This is a genomic window from Burkholderia cepacia GG4 (genome assembly GCF_000292915.1).
Lineage (GTDB): Bacteria > Pseudomonadota > Gammaproteobacteria > Burkholderiales > Burkholderiaceae > Burkholderia > Burkholderia cepacia_D.
In genome coordinates this window covers 2,339,679-2,354,586 of the sequence record NC_018514.1, presented here as the reverse complement: position 1 = coordinate 2,354,586, position 14,908 = coordinate 2,339,679, and the positions used below count along the sequence as shown (strand labels likewise).

The window sequence follows — 14,908 nt, the reverse complement described above, 5'->3', positions numbered from 1 at the left end:
TTCCGCGTGTGATGGGTGGGATCATGGAAATGGAAGTCAACGAAGCAAAACAGACCGCGCCGATGCAGGCGCACGCGCTGCGTGGCGCGCCGGTCGCGCTGGGCGTCGAGGCGGCGCTCGCGAATACGAAGCTGTTCCCGTACTGGCTCGACAACCCGGCTGCGCCGGCCACCGAGCCGGAACTCGTCGGCGACGTGACGGCCGACCTGCTGATCGTCGGCGGCGGCTTCACGGGGCTGTGGTCGGCCGTGCAGGCGAAGGAACAGATGCCGCACCTGAACGTGGTGCTGATCGAGGCCGGCAAGGTCGCGCATGGCGCATCGGGCCGCGCGGGCGGGATCATCTCGACGTCGGTGATGCACGGGCTGCCGAACGCGGTGCGCGTATTCCCGAACGACATCGCTGAGCTCGAGACATTCGGTCATCACAACCTCGACGGCTTCGAGGAAACGCTGAAGCGCTACGACATCGACGCCGATATCGAGTGGAACGGCGAAATGACGGTGGCGGTCGACCCAGAGCACATCGCGCACCTGAAGGGCGACTACGACCTGCATCGCGAATACGGGCACAACGTCGTGCTGCTCGATCGCGAGGAAACGCTTGAGCAACTGAACTCGCCGCTGTTCGCGGGCGCGCTGTGGTCGCGCAACCGCAGCGGCATCGTGCATCCGGCGAAGCTCGCGTGGGGGCTCAAGCGCGCGGCGCTGTCGCTCGGCGTGAAGCTGCACGAGCACACGCCGCTCACGACCGTGACCGACGAAGGCAGCACGGTGTTCGTGAAGACACCGAAGGGCAGCGTGCGCGCGCCGCGTGTGGTGTTCGGCAGCGGCACGGCAAAGGTCGGCATTCCCGACATCAACCGCCGCGTGATGCAGGTGCGCGACCACGTGCTCGCGACCGAGCCGCTGACCGACGAGCAACTCGCGCGGATCGGCTGGAAGAATCGCCAGGGCGTGTACGACACGCGCACGCAGCTCAACTATTTCCGGCTGACGAAGAACAACAACATCATCTTCGGCGGCCTCGTCAGCTATCACTTCGACGGCGATCCGGAGCCGCATCAGGACGGCCAGCGCGAGACGTACTACCGGCTCGCGGAAGCGTTCTACCGCACGTTCCCGCAACTGAGCGACGTGCGCTTCTCGCACGCGTGGGGCGGCCCGATCGACTACTGCTCGCGCGGCTCGGTGTTCGCGAAGCGCTATCTCGGCGACAAGGCCGTGTTCGTCGCCGGCTATACGGGCTTCGGCGTCGCGGCGAGCCGGTTCGGCGCGTTCATGGGGCTGAACATCCTGTTCGATCGCGACAGCCCGGAGCGCAAGCTCGACATCGCGAACCAGAGCCCGAGCTACATCCCGCCCGAGCCGATGCGCTGGGTCGCCGCGAAGATCACGTTCCATGCGTTCGACGGCGCGGATGCCGAAGGCGGCTGGAAGCGCGCGTGGATCAACGGGCTCAAGGCGATGGGCTTCCCGATGTAAGCGACACGGCGGCCCGGGCCGGGCCACCGCCATACCCAACTCCCCTGAGGAGACGGTCCGCGCCGCGGACACGGAGAGAGACACCGAATGAACGTAGTGAACCTGCAGGATGAAGCGCGACAGGAAAGCGCGCTGTTCGTCGTCGTGATGCTGCTGCTCGGCATTCTCGGGCCGACGGTATTTCTCGGCCTGCCCGCGATCGTCGGGCAGGTCGAGCGTCATTGGGGCTTCGGCGAAGCGGCGCTCGGCCTGTCGAGCTTCGTCGAGGTGCTCGGCGAGTCGAGCGGCACGCTGCTCGTCGCGTTCGTGCTCGGCCGCCAGCCGGTGCGGCTCGTGCTCGCGGGCGCGGTCGCGCTCGCGGCCGGCGCGAACCTCGGCACGCTCGCGACCCACGGGCTCGTCGCGTATTCCGCATTGCAGTTCATCGCGGGCGTCGGCTCGGGCGGGCTGAACGGGATCGCACTGCGCTACCTGTCGTACTCGCGCGCGCCGGAACGCAATCTCGGGATCATGCTGATGGGGCAGGTGACGTGGAGCATGGTGCTGCTCGCCTACATCTTCCCGATGCTGAGCGGCACATGGGGCGCGCACGGTGTGTTCGGCTTCGTCGCGTGCGTGCTCGGCGTGTTCGTGCTCGCGACGCCGCTGTTTCGCCGCGGCGAGACGATGGCCGCGCCGACGCCAGCCGGCGTGGCCGGCAAGATCGACCGCAAGGGCGCGATGCTCGTGCTGTGCGCGCAGCTTGCGTTGTATGGCGGCGTCGGCGTCGTGTGGACCTTCCTCGAAAAGATCGGCACCGATGCGGGCCTGAGCGGCAAGTCGGTGTCGCTCGTGCTCGGCATCGCGAACGTCGCGAGCCTCGTGATCTGTGCGGCGATGCCGAAGCTCGGCGCCGGCAAGGGCCTGCGCCGCTGGACGCTCGTGAACCTCGGCGGCTGCGCGGTCGCGGCCGTGCTGCTTGCGATGCCGGCGTCGGTCGCGACGTTCACGCTCGGTGCGATCGTGTTCATCGGCTGCTGGACGGGCGGCGCGTTGCTGATCTATGCAACGATTCCGCAGTACGACCTGATCGGCAAGTCGGCCGCGCTGTCGCCGGGTTGCGTAGCGCTCGGTTACGGCGTCGGGTCGGTCGCGGGCGGTTCGCTGATCGAAAGCGCGGGCACGCAGTCGGCGCTGATCGCGGCGATCGTGCTGTGCGCGGTGGCGTTCCTTTGCTACAGGCGGCTGCGGCCGGCCGTGTTCGGCATGGAGCGCGCGCTCGCAGTGGTACCTGAATGACGGATGCGACGCGCGCCGCTGCCGATGGCGGCGCGTGTCCGGTTCGGTTCATCGGCGAAGGCGGCCGGCGTGGCGCGCGATGCGCGTCGTGCGGGCCGGCCCGGCAACGCGCGCACGCGCAGCGGCTTGAAGCATGTTTTCGAATACCACCGATCTCGATCTCCGGCTCATCCGGGTCTTTCTGGCCGTCGTCGACGCACGCGGCATCACGGCCGCCGAGGCATCGCTCGGCGTGCGGCAGTCGACGATCAGCACGCAGCTCTCGGCGCTGGAAGCGCGCGTCGGCTTCAAGCTGTGCGATCGCGGGCGCGGCGGGTTTCGCCTGACGTCGAAGGGCGAACGCTTCGCGGCCACCGCGCGCACGCTCGTCGCAGCGACGTCCGAATTCGTCGCGCGCGTGCGCGACATCGACCGCAAGCTGGTCGGCACGCTGTCGATCGGGTTGATCGGCCAGGCGCCGCTCGTCGAGAACGCGCGCGTGGCCGACGCGATCGGCGCATTCCGCAAGCGCGACCAGGCCGTCACGTTCGCGATGAAGGTCGCGTCGCCGCAGGAGCTCGAGGAAAGCCTCGTCAACAACCAGCTCGATCTCGCGATCGGCTATTTCTGGCATCGCGTGCCGGGCCTGCTCTACACGCCGCTCTTCACCGAGCAGCAGGTGATCTACTGCGGGCGCGGGCATCCGCTGTTCCATGCGTCGCGGCCCGTGACGGCCGACGACCTGCAGCTTCACGACTGGGTGTGGCGCACCTATCCGGTGCCGGAGGAGCAGTATCCGCTGCCCGAGCGGCGCGTGACCGCGAGCGCGGACAGCATCGAGGCCGCGACGATCCTGATCCTGTCGGGCGGCCATCTCGGCTACCTGCCCGCGCATTACGCGGAGCCGTTCGAGCAACGCGGGCTCGTGAAGGCCGTCGGCCGCACGACGTTCAGCTTTGACGTACCGCTGCATCTCGCGATGAAGCGCAGCACGAGCGACAAGCCGATCGTCGATGCGTTCTGCGAGGACCTGCTGCGCGCCTTCAATATCAAGGCGGCCGCGCTGGCCGCATAAGCACGCGCCGCGCGCTCAGCAGTCGACGAGTACCCAGTCGAACAGCTCGCGGCGCGTGCGTACGCCGAGCTTCGCAAACGCGCGCTTCACGTACGACTCGGCCGTCGATAGCTTCACGTCGAGCTGCTGCGCGGCCTCGGGCACCGAGCGCCCGCACAGCATCAGCCGGCAGATCTCGTGTTCGCGGCGCGACAGCTGCACGTCCTGCCGTTCGAGACGTGCATCGAAGCTCGCCTGCGATTCGGCATTCACCGACACCGCCGCCACGCGCCGCGCCGCGCAGGTGCGCGCATGCAGCTCGAACATCGGGAACAGCAGGTCGACCATCTGCCGGAAGTGGAACAGCTCGTCCGTCGTGAACGCGGCGCGCCCGACGGTGCGCGCGAGCCCGAGCGCGTACTGCAGGTGCGCGTTGCCGTGCACGAGCAGGCATTCCTGCCCGATGCCGGGTTCGTCGAAGATCCGCCGGCGGAACTCGCCTTGCGCGATGCCGTCGACATGGCGCTGCACGAGCAGCGTGCCGGCCTTGCCGCGCAGCGGCGCGACCAGCGGGTCGGCCTGGCAATAGTCCTGGTAGTAGACGTCCATCACGCGCAGCGTATCGGCCGCGAAACGCAGGCTGCCGCTGCCGAGCCATTCGACCACGAAGCCCGACGTGCTGCCCGTGTCCGCGCGCCAGCGTTCGAGGTGCACGGCGTCGGCGTCGATGCTGTCGTTGACGAACTCCGTCACCGCGCCGACGAAATCCGGCGTGCCGACCGCGCGTAACGTCGCGCCGAGCGAGTCGGGGCGCACGCCGATCAGGTAGTGGCCGCGGGCGGCAGGGTCGGGCTGGAGCAGTCGCATGGTCGGGCGGGGGCGGTCAAGGGACAGCGCGACGTTACGCGAACGCCGCGCGTGCGTCAGCCGGGAATTCACCGGATCCACCGCGCGGATTTCGTGCGTTGTCCCCAAAACGATGACAAGACCGTGCGTGCGGCGGCCGGAATTCGCCGAAGCCCCGGCGGCGGGGGGGCATACCGGTGCGTATCGTCTGCCTATAGTGAAAGCACTTCGAAAACCTGATGACCAAAAAGGACAGGCCATGCAGATGCAACCGACGCACCCCGCCGCGACGCCGGCGGATTTCGTTCTGACCAATGCGAAGGTCTATACCGTCGATCCGCACAAGCCGTGGGCGCAGGCCGTTGCCGTGCGCGACGGCCGGATCGTCCACGTCGGCGACACGGCAGCTGTGCAGGCGTACGTCGGTGCGCAGACGAAGGTCGTCGATGCGGCCGGCCGGCTCGTGCTGCCGGGCTTCGTCGAATCGCACTGGCACTTCGAGACGACCGCGTTTGCGTTCCAGGCGTTCGTGAACTACGAGGATCCGCAGAAGGTGCTCGGCGCGCTGAGCGCCTACGTCGAATCGCATCCGGACGAGCCGGCGATCACCGGGATGGGCTGGGTGCAGGCGACGATTCCGCCGGCGATGTTGCGCAAGGAGACGCTCGACGCGATCTGCGCGGATCGCCCCGTGTGCCTGCTGTCGACCGATTTCCATTCGATGTGGGTGAACTCGAAGGCGCTGGAGATCGCCGGCATCGACGCATCGACGCCGCCCGTGCAGGAAGGCGCGAGCTGGTTCGAGAAGGACGCGGTGACGGGCGAGCCGACCGGCCTGATCGTCGACGGCGCCGCGTATTCGCTGCTGATGCAGCGGATCAGCGCGGCCGGCCTGTTGCCGACCGGCATCGACCTGTACCTGAAATCGATCCCGCCGTGGCAGAAGAAGCTGTGCGCGGCCGGCGTGACGACCGTGTTCGATGCAGGCTTCTTCGACGCGAGCGGCGACCAGTCGCTGCTGTACGAGACGCTGCAGACGATGGAGCGCGCGGGTGACCTGAAGCTGCGGGTGGTCGGCAGTGTCGCGGTGATCGGCGAGATCGACGATCCGGTCGGCACGCTCGTCAGATACCGCGAGCAGTACGATTCGCCGCTCGTGAAGGCGCGCGCGCTGAAGCTGTTCCTCGACGGCACCGAGGCGAACCACACCGCCTACCTGCTCGAGCCGTACGCTGATCGCCCCGACACCTGCGGCGCGCCGACGATGCCGGCCGACACGTTCAACCGCTACCTGGTCGAAGCCGATCGCGCGAACGCGAACGTGATGGTCCACTGCGTCGGCGACGCGGCCGTGCGGATGGCGCTCGACGGCTTCGACGAAGTCAACCGCTCGAACCCGCCGCGCGACCGGCGCCACGTGATCACACATGCGTTCCTCACGCATCCGGACGACATCCCGCGCTTCCGCCGCGCGGGCGTGATGGCGAACACGCAGCTGCAGTGGGGCGTGGTCGACGCGTACACCGAGCAGCTGCGCGACCACTACGGCCACGAGCGCTGGAGCAACATGTACAAGTTCCGTACGTTCCTCGACGAAGGCGTGACGGTGTCGATCGGCATGGACGGCCTCGCGTGCCAGTGCCGCTGCCAGCACAAGCCGCTCGAACACATCGAGTCGGGCCATACGCGCCAGCTCGCGGGCGAGCCGGATGCGCCGGTGTTCCCGGACCTCGCCGAGCGCCTGAGCATTCCGCAGCTGATCGCCGCGTACACGATCCACGGCGCGTACCAGCTCGGGATGGAGCACGAGGTCGGTTCGCTGACGCCCGGCAAGCGCGCGGATCTCGTCGTGCTCGAGAACGACCTGTTCGAGGTTGGCCAGTACGACATCGGCCGCATCGACGTCGGGCTGACGATGATGGGCGGCCGCATCACGCACGTGGGCGAGGACTTCGGCGCGCGCACGGGTATGCAGGCATCCTGACCGGGCAACGGCTGACGAAGCGGTGACGGAAGCTTTCGGATGGCTTCCGTTTTCGCGGATCGGCGCATCCGGCCGGAACCGGATGCGCCGATTGTGCGGCGTGTCCCCCTATTGGCAGGGCAGACCGGCCAATTTCCTCTGGCTACATTTTTCCGGACCGAAGCACACACCGTTCATCGCGAGCGGATCATGATATCGACGGAGGAAACCATGGCAGGGGATTGGAGCAAGCATCTGGGAACGGCATGCGCGGCGCTCGCGCTCGGCGGCGTCCTGTGGGCCGGCGCGCCCGTCGCGCACGCGGCGGACGTCGTCAACGTGTACAACTGGGGCAACTCGATCGGCAAGGCGACGATCGCGAACTTCGAGAAGGCGACCGGCATCAAGGTCGTCTACCAGGAGTTCGATTCGAACGAGACGCTGCAGGCGAAGCTGCTGTCGGGCACGTCGGGCTACGACGTCGTCGTGCCGTCCGACATCTTCTGGGCGCGGCAGCTGCAAGCCGGCATCTTCCGCAAGATCGACAAGAGCCAGGTGCCGAACTACGGGCTGCTCGATCCGGAAATCATGAAGGTGCTCACGAAGGACGATCCGGGCAACCAGTACGGCATTCCGTGGACCTGGGGCACCGACGGGCTCGGGATGAACGTCGAGAAGGTGAAGGCCGCGCTCGGCAACGACGCGCCGCTCGACAGCTGGGCGCTGCTGTTCGACCCGAAGTACGCGCAGAAGCTGAAGCACTGCGGCGTGTCGGTGCTCGATTCGCCGGTCGATGCGTTCGGGATGGCGTTCGTGTACCTGAAGAAGGACCCGAACACGACGAACCCGGCCGACTACCAGGCCGCCTATGAACTGCTGAAGACGGTGCGGCCGTACATCACGCAGTTCAACTCGAGCAGCTACATCAACGATCTCGCGGGCGGCGACATCTGCCTCGCGCTCGGCTGGTCGGGCGACGTGAACTCCGCGCGGATCGCGGCCGCTTCCGCGAAGAAGTCGTATCACATCAAGTACGTGATCCCGACCGAGGGCAGCGCGATGTGGTTCGACATGATGGCGATCCCGAAGGACGCGCCGCACCCGGACGCCGCGCTGAAGTTCGTGAACTTCGTGCTGTCGGAGAAGGAGAGCGCGAACCTGACCAACGACACGTCGTATCCGTCGGCCGTGCCGTCGTCGAGGCACCTCGTGCGCGCTGAAGTGACGAGCGATCCGGCCGTGTTCCCGCCCGCCGACGTGATCCGCAAGCTGAGCCTCAGCAAGCCGGTTCCGCCCGAGCTGATGCGTCTGCAGAACCGTCTCTGGACGAAGCTGAAGACCGAGTAAGCCGGCCGCCGTTCCCCGCACTCCCGCATACCTTTCGCGCGCCCCGCCGCTCATCGCGGCGGGCGGGGGCGCGCTTGTCCCGACGACCACCCAGAACATGAAAATCAAACACATGACGGCGCTGTGCCTGCTCGCATTCGAAGCGGCTTCGGCATTCGCGCATACGTCACCGCAAGCGACCGACGCTGGCAAGATGAAGGCGCTGCAGGCGCAAGTCACGGCGCTGCAGCAGCAGGTCAACGAGCTGCGCGCGAGCATGCTGGCGGCGAAGCCGGCCGGCGCCGCCACGACGGAGGCTGCCGCATCGGGCAGCGCGAAGATCGGCACGATCAACACGGCAGCGGCCGCCGCGCCGGCAGCCGATTCCGCACCGGCATTCACGAACGACGACCTGCAGCAGATGCGCGAACAGATCGCAAACGCGTCGCTGAAGGTCGACTCGCTGCAGGAAGCCGCGACGACCGGCCCGCTCGCGGGCCTGAGCATCACCGGCTACGTCGATCCCGTGTACCTGTTCAATCGCGCGCAGCGCACGTCGGGTTTCCAGTTCCTGAATCACGACCCGGGCGCGTACGACTACTACAACAGCACGATCGGCGACGTCTACCTCGACATCAAGAAGACCTTCGGTGTCGGTCCGATGGCGCCGTCGGCGGAGGTCGTGATCCAGCCGAACCGCGGCTTCGGCAATGTGTTCAGCAATTCGCACGGCGGCGTCGGCAACAACATCGTCACGCAGGCCGTGGTGACGGTGCCGCTCAGCACGACGCGCACCTTCGAGATCGGGATGATGCCGAGCCTCGCGGGCTACGAGGTGCAGCCGTCGAACCAGATGCTCACGCTCACGCACGGGATGCTGTACGACTTCAGCGAACCGGGCAACCTGATCGGCATCGGGCTGAAGGGTTCCAACGCGGCGATGACGCGTTTCTGGCAGGTCGTGATCGGCAACGAGGTGCTGCGCACCGCCGGCGCGATCGCGAACGCGGCGAACAACACGACGAAGACCAACTGGACGCCGACGATCACCGCGCGCTTCGACAACGCGACGTCGACCGCCTTCGACTTCGGCATCTCCGGGATGCTCGGCCGGCAGTCGCTGTTCTCGCCGTGCGCGGTGGCGGGCGGCTACGGCTACCAGTGCAACGGCTCGTCGCCCACTGGCCTCTACAAGTACGTGGAAGCCGACATGACCTATACGCACGACAAGACGCAGGTCAACGCGCAGGTCGACTACGGCGAGCTGCAGAAGGGCGCATGGAACGGCGGCACCGCGCGCTGGTACGGGATGTCGTTGCTGGGCCATACGAAGTGGACGCAGGCGTGGGTCGGCCGCATGGGCGCGACGCTGCGCTTCGACTACCTGAACAACACGTCGAACGGCGGCGGCGGCACGAACATCCAGTACGGGCTCGCGGGCGGCAACCCGTCGGTGAACGGCACGAGCGGCTTCGGCATCGATCCGTCGTGCTTCCAGGGTTCGGCGACGAACGGTACCGAATGCAAGGGCGCGCAGCGCTACGCGATCACGGCCGACCTGTTGTTCTATCCGACGCAGCAAATCACCGTGAAGCTCGAATACCGCCACGACGCGGCGAACCATCCGGTGTTCCTGAAGAGCAACGGCACCTACGCGCGCAGCAACGACCTCGCCGGGATGCAGTTCATCTATTCGTTCTGACCGCTGGCGCGTGCCGGTTTTTTCGTACAACGCAACATGTTCCGGGCCGCGCGGGCCCGGAGCCGATTCAACACAGGAGGTTTGATCTTGAAGCTGCACACATTCGCGACCGACATCACCGATCCGCGCGAGCGGGGCCGCCTGATCGGCGCGCGCTTCGCGCCGGCGATCCGCGAGACGGTCGCGCTTTATCTCGCGTTCTTCCCGAAGCTCGGCATCGATCCTCAGCGCGCGCGGGAGATCGGCGAAGCGAGCCTGGCCGCGCTCGACGCATGGTGCCCGCGCCTGGCCGCAGAAGTCGAGGCGATCGCCGACGGCGCCGACCTGCCACGCTGGCAGCTCGCGTGCCTGAACGCGCGCACCGAGATTCTCGCGACCGCGCCGGCGTCGGCCGAGGGAGAATGCTCGACAACCGTCTACGCGCCGGCCGGCCCGCATGCGCCACGCACGCTGCAAACGTGGGACTGGCACGACAGCCTCGCGCCGCAGGGGCTGCTGATGCAGTTCGCGACGTCGCAGGGTCGCACCGTCAAGCTGTTCACCGAATTCGGGATGCTCGCGAAGCTTGGTGTGAACAGCGCGGGGCTCGGGCTGCATTTCAACATCCTGCATCACGCGAGCGACAACGACAGCGCGGGCGTGCCCGTGCATGTGATCGCGCGGCGCCTGCTCGAGGATGCGACGACGGTGCAGGAGGCGATCGAACTCGCACGCACCGCGCGCGTGAGCGCATCGACGGTGCTGACCGTGTTCACGCGGCACGATGCGAACCCGCGCGCGGCGAGTATCGAATTGAGCCCGTCGGGTGTCGGTGTGGTCGTGCCGCGCCCGGACGGCTGGCTGCTGCATACGAACCACTTCCTCGATCGCGCGTTGAGCAGCGGCGAATGCATGCCCGACAGCTCGACCACGCGCGAACGCTTTGCGCACCTGAACGAGGTTGTGAACGGGATGACGAGCGCCGATGTGCGCGAACGTGCGGCGGCAATGTGCGGTGCGGCCGGCGACGCGGCCGTCGTGTGTTTCCACCCGGACCTGTCGATGCCCGACACCGAGCGCTGGGAAACGCTGCTGACCGTCGGCATCGATACCGACGCGTGTGCGCTCGACTACGTGGCCGGCAATCCGCACGATCTCGCGCGTGACGGGTTCATGCGGTTCTGACGCGGCACGCGGGCAGCGGTAAGGCAGGGCGGCACGCGTGTGCCGCCCGCGTGACGTTCATGCGTCGATGCGCTCGACCTTGCCGACGAGCAACCCGTACGACAGGCTGCCAGCGAGCGCCATTGCGGCGATGTAGGTGATTGCGCGCGAGAAATCCGCGCCGTCGACCAGCAGCCCGATCACGATCGGCGTCGCGATTGCGGACAGGTTGCCGATCAGGTTGAACACGCCGCCCGTGAGGCCGAGCAGCCGCGCCGGCGCGAGCCCCGACACGAGCGACCACGTGATCGACGCGAAGCCGTTGCCGAAGAACGCGATCGTCATGAACGCGATCACCCAGCCCGTGGACGTCACGTAGTTCGCGCCGATGATGCAGGTCGAGATCAGCAGCCCCGAGATGATCGGCAGCTTGCGCGCGAAGCCTTGCGACGCGCCGCGGCGCATCAGCCAGTCCGACAGCACGCCCGAGCACAGCACGCCGACGAACGCGGCGAGGAATGGCAGCGACGCAAGGAAGCCCGACTTGATGAAGTCCATCCCGCGATACTTGACGAGGTAGGTCGGGAACCACGTCAGGAAAAACCACAGCGTCGAGTTTAGCGCGAACTGGCCGAGGTAGATGCCCCACAGCTTGCGCCGGCCCAGCACGACGCCCAGGTCGCGCCACGTCGAAGGCGCGCGTTCGCTGCGCGCTGCGATGCGATCTTCGAGATCGACGAGACCGCCGCCGTCGCGAATCAGTGCGATCTCGCCGGCGTTGACGCCGTGAAACGTGCGCGGCTCGCGATACACCGCATACCAGACCGCAGCCCACGCGATGCCGGCGAGGCCCGTTGCAACGAACACCATGTGCCAGCCGAGATGCACCTGCAGCCACGCGAGCACGGGCGTGAGGAACGCGAGGCCGACGAACTGCCCCGACGTATAGCCGCCGATCGCGCTGGCGCGCTCGCGGGTCGGGAACCACGTCGTGACCACGCGGTTGTTGATCGGATAGGCCGGCGCTTCGAGCGCACCCACCGCGAGACGCAGCACGACCAGCCCGACGAACGAACCGGCGAACCCGAGCAGCAGTGTCGCGGCCGACCACAGCGCGAGCGCGCCCGCATACAGCACGCGCGGCGACACCTTGTCGACGAGCCAGCCGCCCGGAATCTGCATCAGCGCGTAGGTCCAGCCGAACGCGGAGAACACGAGGCCTGCGCGCACGGGATCGATGTTCAGTTCCTTGAACAGCGCGGGCGCGGCGATCGACAGGTTGCTGCGGTCGAGGTAGTTGATCACGACCGTGACGAACAGCAGGATCAGGATCAGCAGGCGCTTGCGGCTCGGCGGCGCGGTGGACGGGACGGCCGCGGCTGGGCGGGCGGCGGTATCGGCTGCGGTGGCGGCTGCGGTGGCGGCGCGCGCGAGCGGCTGCTCCGGCGGGTTGGCGTGCGTGCGTGACGCGGAATGGGCCACGGTTGTCTCCTGTGTTCTGTGCCGGCCGGCACCCGCATGGCGGGGCGGCCGTATCCAATGGCATTGGGCGAACGTTAGGGCCGTGGAGCAACGCGCGTCAACATTTGAACAGGTATCCCTATTAATGGGACGTTGCGCGCTCAGTATGTGGGAAAGCGCGGCGATAGCGTGATGACGCACACGCCGCAGCGTGGATCAGCCGCCGCTCGCTTCCTTCGCACTGACCCAGCCCTGCGCGGTACCGCCGCGCGGATTGCGATACAGCACCTTCAGCCACAGGAAGTCGGCGCTGGCATCGAGCAGTTCAAGCGTATCGCCCGCGACGACATAGCGTCGCGTCGGCGCATCGTTCATCGTGTCGTGCAGCGGCAGACGCGCCGGGCGCACCTTGAACTCAACCTTGCCGCCGCCGTACGCGTCTGGGCGGCGCGACAAGCGCTTGCCGTGCTCGTCATAGGTCAGCAGCATCGACGACGGGCCCGAATCGCCGTCGAACAGGTCGCGCAGATCGTCGGGAATCGCTTCGCTCGACTGATAGAGATACATACGGCCATTGCCGTCGAAGCGGTATGCGTCGGTGTACCAGATCGGCCCGCCCCGGCACGAACTGTACAGCGTGCGTTCCTTTGGCTTCGCCTGGACGTTGACCAGGTCGTCGCAGTTGCCGTGCGGCAAGTTGGCCGCCGGTATTTTCAGCGGCTCGAACCGTTGATGCGCAGCGTCGTACAGGAAGATGCCATAGCGCTCGTTGACCATCCCGAGCAGTGCGTATGCGGCGAGGTCGCGGTGGCCGTCGAAGTTGTAGTCGTCGGAAGCGAGCCGGTAGTGACCTTCCTCGTCGGACACACCGACGTCGAGCGTCTGCGTTGTTCCGCTCGGCAGGAAACGGATCGTGATGCGCGAGCCATCGGCGTGTTCGACGCGGGCCGTGACGGTGTCGTCGACCTTGAACGTGAGCAGCGGCTTGGCCGCATGCGCGGCCGCAATCGATGTGCAGCACGCGATCAGCAGCGCGCCGCGGCGGAGAAGCGGTTGGAGTCGCGAGGCGCGTGTCATGAGCGGCGTTCGAGCGCGTGGGGTGGGATGGCGTGTCGGGATGGCCGGCTTACGCGCTGGCGCTGTCGTCGCGATACCCGCTCTTGCCGTCGAAGATTTCCTTCAGCGCGGTGCGCAACGCGACCGGATCGTGTTCGCCGGGCGCGAGATGGATCACGTAATGCGTATTGCCGTCGAGACGCGCGGCGGTGCGCGCATCGAGTTCGACGTCGATCGTGTCGCCCGTCAGGCGCACCGACAGGTCGTTCACATGCGCGGTGAGCTGGTCGAGCACCATCACCTCGATCGTCGTTTCCTCCGGATAGCGCAGCAACGAGAAGCAGTAGTTCTGCTCCGCGTCGTGGCAATAGATGTTCGCGCAGCTTTCATCGTCGTCGATGTCGGACGTGGCCGCGCCGACGGTGGCATGTAGTTCCATGGTGTTTCTCTCGATGTGGGTGTGGGGTTATCGGGGCAGGGCGGGTTCCATTTCGACTTCGCATTGCGCATCGCGTGCCTTCAGCCACAGCCCGAATTCGCGCATGACTTCGACGACGGGCCGCAGCCGGTCGCCGTCCGCGGTCAGATCGTACTCGACGCGCACCGGGACTTCCGGATACACGGTGCGCCTTACGAAGCCGGCGTCCTCGAGTGCACGCAAGTCGAGCGTCAGCATTCGCTGCGAGATGCCCGGCATGTCGCGACGCAGGTCGCTGAAGCGCTTCGGCCCGTCGAGCAGATACGACACCAGCAGCAGCCGCCAGCGGCCGCCGAGCAGGCGCATCGCTTCTTCCACGGAACATCCTGTCGCACTCGTTTTCATGCTGCTGACCCTGGTCGGTAACTTTTTTGTGACTACGGCACAAACGACTGCCTTCTTCTCAGCGCCGCGCCGATGCGAGATATTAGCGCCCGCGTCGCGGCGAATCGATATCGGAACATCCAACCCAGGAAACGCATGAAGCTCTACCACGCTCCCGGCAGCTGTTCGCAGGCGATCCACATCGTGCTGCGCGAGGCGGACCTCGACGCGCAGATCGTCACGGTCGACGCGCGCAAGCATCGGATCGACGACGGCCGCGACTACTACGACGTCAACGAACTCGGCTACGTGCCGCTGCTCGAACTCGACGACGGCACGACGCTGCGCGAAGGGCCGGTGATCGCGCAGTATCTCGCGGACCAGCGCCCGGAAGCGCGGCTCGCGCCCGCGCACGGCACGCTCGCCCGCTACCGGCTGATGGAATGGCTGAACTTCCTCGGCACGGAAATCCACAAGGGCTTCATTCCGCTGCTGTATGCGGTGCAGGCGGGGAAATACGTCGACCCGGTGCGGCAGAAGCTCGACCGCCGCTTCGCGTGGATCGACCGGCAGCTCGACGGCAACCCGTACGTGACGGGCAACACGTTCACGATCGCCGACGCGTACCTGTTCGCGCTGACGGGCTGGGGCAAGGCCGACTGGATGCGCTCGGTGTACCACGCGGACATCGACCTGAGCCAGTACACGAACCTGCGCGCGTGGTACGAGCGAGTGCGGGCCCGGCAGGCCGTGCAGCAGGTGCTGGCTGCGGACGGCCTGGCGCGCTAGCGCGTTGGGGGGGCGGTCCCGGAGA

General features: G+C 67.1%; 13 protein-coding genes. 8 read left to right on the top strand and 5 right to left on the bottom strand.

What is annotated here, in order from left to right; translation table 11 throughout:
* Nucleotides 1-23 precede the first annotated feature (23 nt).
* The 3 genes from GEM_RS26185 to GEM_RS26175 all read left to right on the top strand — a co-directional run bounded on the left by GEM_RS26185 (nt 24) and on the right by GEM_RS26175 (nt 3,816).
* A complete protein-coding gene (locus tag GEM_RS26185; RefSeq protein ID WP_041490837.1) occupies nt 24-1,484 on the top strand; it encodes an NAD(P)/FAD-dependent oxidoreductase in 1,461 nt (486 codons plus the stop codon).
* A gap of 87 nt (nt 1,485-1,571) precedes the next feature.
* The gene (locus tag GEM_RS26180) at nt 1,572-2,762 is read left to right on the top strand and encodes an MFS transporter (RefSeq protein WP_014900438.1); all 1,191 of its coding nucleotides are present in this window, start codon (nt 1,572-1,574) and stop codon (nt 2,760-2,762) included.
* 133 nt (nt 2,763-2,895) lie between these two features.
* The gene (locus GEM_RS26175; protein WP_014900437.1) at nt 2,896-3,816 is read left to right on the top strand and encodes a LysR family transcriptional regulator; all 921 of its coding nucleotides are present in this window, start codon (nt 2,896-2,898) and stop codon (nt 3,814-3,816) included.
* 15 nt (nt 3,817-3,831) lie between these two features.
* On the opposite strand, the gene GEM_RS26170 is transcribed toward GEM_RS26175, so the two are convergent.
* The gene (locus tag GEM_RS26170) at nt 3,832-4,662 is read right to left on the bottom strand and encodes a helix-turn-helix transcriptional regulator (RefSeq protein WP_014900436.1); all 831 of its coding nucleotides are present in this window, start codon (nt 4,660-4,662) and stop codon (nt 3,832-3,834) included.
* 238 nt (nt 4,663-4,900) lie between these two features.
* Here GEM_RS26170 and GEM_RS26165 point away from each other — a divergent pair, with 238 nt between their 5' ends.
* The 4 genes from GEM_RS26165 (at nt 4,901) to GEM_RS26150 (ending at nt 10,796) form a co-directional block, all read left to right on the top strand.
* On the top strand, nt 4,901-6,625 hold the full coding sequence (locus GEM_RS26165; protein ID WP_014900435.1) for an amidohydrolase: 1,725 nt from the start codon (nt 4,901-4,903) through the stop codon (nt 6,623-6,625).
* Nucleotides 6,626-6,835: 210 nt separating this feature from the next.
* On the top strand, nt 6,836-7,951 hold the full coding sequence (locus GEM_RS26160; RefSeq protein ID WP_014900434.1) for a polyamine ABC transporter substrate-binding protein: 1,116 nt from the start codon (nt 6,836-6,838) through the stop codon (nt 7,949-7,951).
* Nucleotides 7,952-8,048: 97 nt separating this feature from the next.
* Nucleotides 8,049-9,632: a DUF3138 family protein gene (locus GEM_RS26155; protein WP_014900433.1), complete on the top strand. Its 1,584-nt coding sequence runs from the start codon at nt 8,049-8,051 to the stop codon at nt 9,630-9,632.
* Between the two features lie 87 nt (nt 9,633-9,719).
* Nucleotides 9,720-10,796 carry a C45 family autoproteolytic acyltransferase/hydolase gene (locus GEM_RS26150; RefSeq protein WP_014900432.1) on the top strand — a complete coding sequence of 359 codons (1,077 nt, stop codon included), beginning with the start codon at nt 9,720-9,722 and terminating at the stop codon, nt 10,794-10,796.
* 57 nt (nt 10,797-10,853) lie between these two features.
* Here GEM_RS26150 and GEM_RS26145 read toward each other — a convergent pair whose 3' ends face one another.
* The 4 genes from GEM_RS26145 to GEM_RS26130 form a co-directional block, all read right to left on the bottom strand.
* On the bottom strand, nt 10,854-12,257 hold the full coding sequence (locus GEM_RS26145) for an MFS transporter (protein ID WP_014900431.1): 1,404 nt from the start codon (nt 12,255-12,257) through the stop codon (nt 10,854-10,856).
* Nucleotides 12,258-12,452: 195 nt separating this feature from the next.
* Nucleotides 12,453-13,313, bottom strand: a complete 861-nt coding sequence (locus GEM_RS26140) for an XAC2610-related protein (protein ID WP_014900430.1) — start codon at nt 13,311-13,313, stop codon at nt 12,453-12,455.
* Between the two features lie 49 nt (nt 13,314-13,362).
* Nucleotides 13,363-13,731, bottom strand: coding sequence for a hypothetical protein (locus GEM_RS26135; RefSeq protein ID WP_014900429.1), 369 nt, complete (start codon nt 13,729-13,731; stop codon nt 13,363-13,365).
* 27 nt (nt 13,732-13,758) lie between these two features.
* Nucleotides 13,759-14,115 carry a winged helix-turn-helix transcriptional regulator gene (locus GEM_RS26130; RefSeq protein WP_041490836.1) on the bottom strand — a complete coding sequence of 119 codons (357 nt, stop codon included), beginning with the start codon at nt 14,113-14,115 and terminating at the stop codon, nt 13,759-13,761.
* 135 nt (nt 14,116-14,250) lie between these two features.
* Between GEM_RS26130 and gstA the strand changes: the two genes are divergently transcribed.
* Nucleotides 14,251-14,883: a glutathione transferase GstA gene (gene gstA / locus GEM_RS26125; RefSeq protein ID WP_014900427.1), complete on the top strand. Its 633-nt coding sequence runs from the start codon at nt 14,251-14,253 to the stop codon at nt 14,881-14,883.
* Nucleotides 14,884-14,908 lie beyond the last annotated feature (25 nt).

Excerpts from the sequence above, each read along its gene's own strand:
- GEM_RS26185 (WP_041490837.1), top strand. The coding sequence starts at position 24 with ATGGAAATGGAAGTCAACGAAGCAAAACAGACCGCGCCGATGCAGGCG.
- GEM_RS26180 (WP_014900438.1), top strand. The coding sequence starts at position 1,572 with ATGAACGTAGTGAACCTGCAGGATGAAGCGCGACAGGAAAGCGCGCTG.
- GEM_RS26175 (WP_014900437.1), top strand. The coding sequence starts at position 2,896 with ATGTTTTCGAATACCACCGATCTCGATCTCCGGCTCATCCGGGTCTTT.
- GEM_RS26170 (WP_014900436.1), bottom strand. The coding sequence starts at position 4,662 with ATGCGACTGCTCCAGCCCGACCCTGCCGCCCGCGGCCACTACCTGATC.
- GEM_RS26165 (WP_014900435.1), top strand. The coding sequence starts at position 4,901 with ATGCAGATGCAACCGACGCACCCCGCCGCGACGCCGGCGGATTTCGTT.
- GEM_RS26160 (WP_014900434.1), top strand. The coding sequence starts at position 6,836 with ATGGCAGGGGATTGGAGCAAGCATCTGGGAACGGCATGCGCGGCGCTC.
- GEM_RS26155 (WP_014900433.1), top strand. The coding sequence starts at position 8,049 with ATGAAAATCAAACACATGACGGCGCTGTGCCTGCTCGCATTCGAAGCG.
- GEM_RS26140 (WP_014900430.1), bottom strand. The coding sequence starts at position 13,313 with ATGACACGCGCCTCGCGACTCCAACCGCTTCTCCGCCGCGGCGCGCTG.
- GEM_RS26135 (WP_014900429.1), bottom strand. The coding sequence starts at position 13,731 with ATGGAACTACATGCCACCGTCGGCGCGGCCACGTCCGACATCGACGAC.
- GEM_RS26130 (WP_041490836.1), bottom strand. The coding sequence starts at position 14,115 with ATGAAAACGAGTGCGACAGGATGTTCCGTGGAAGAAGCGATGCGCCTG.
- gstA (WP_014900427.1), top strand. The coding sequence starts at position 14,251 with ATGAAGCTCTACCACGCTCCCGGCAGCTGTTCGCAGGCGATCCACATC.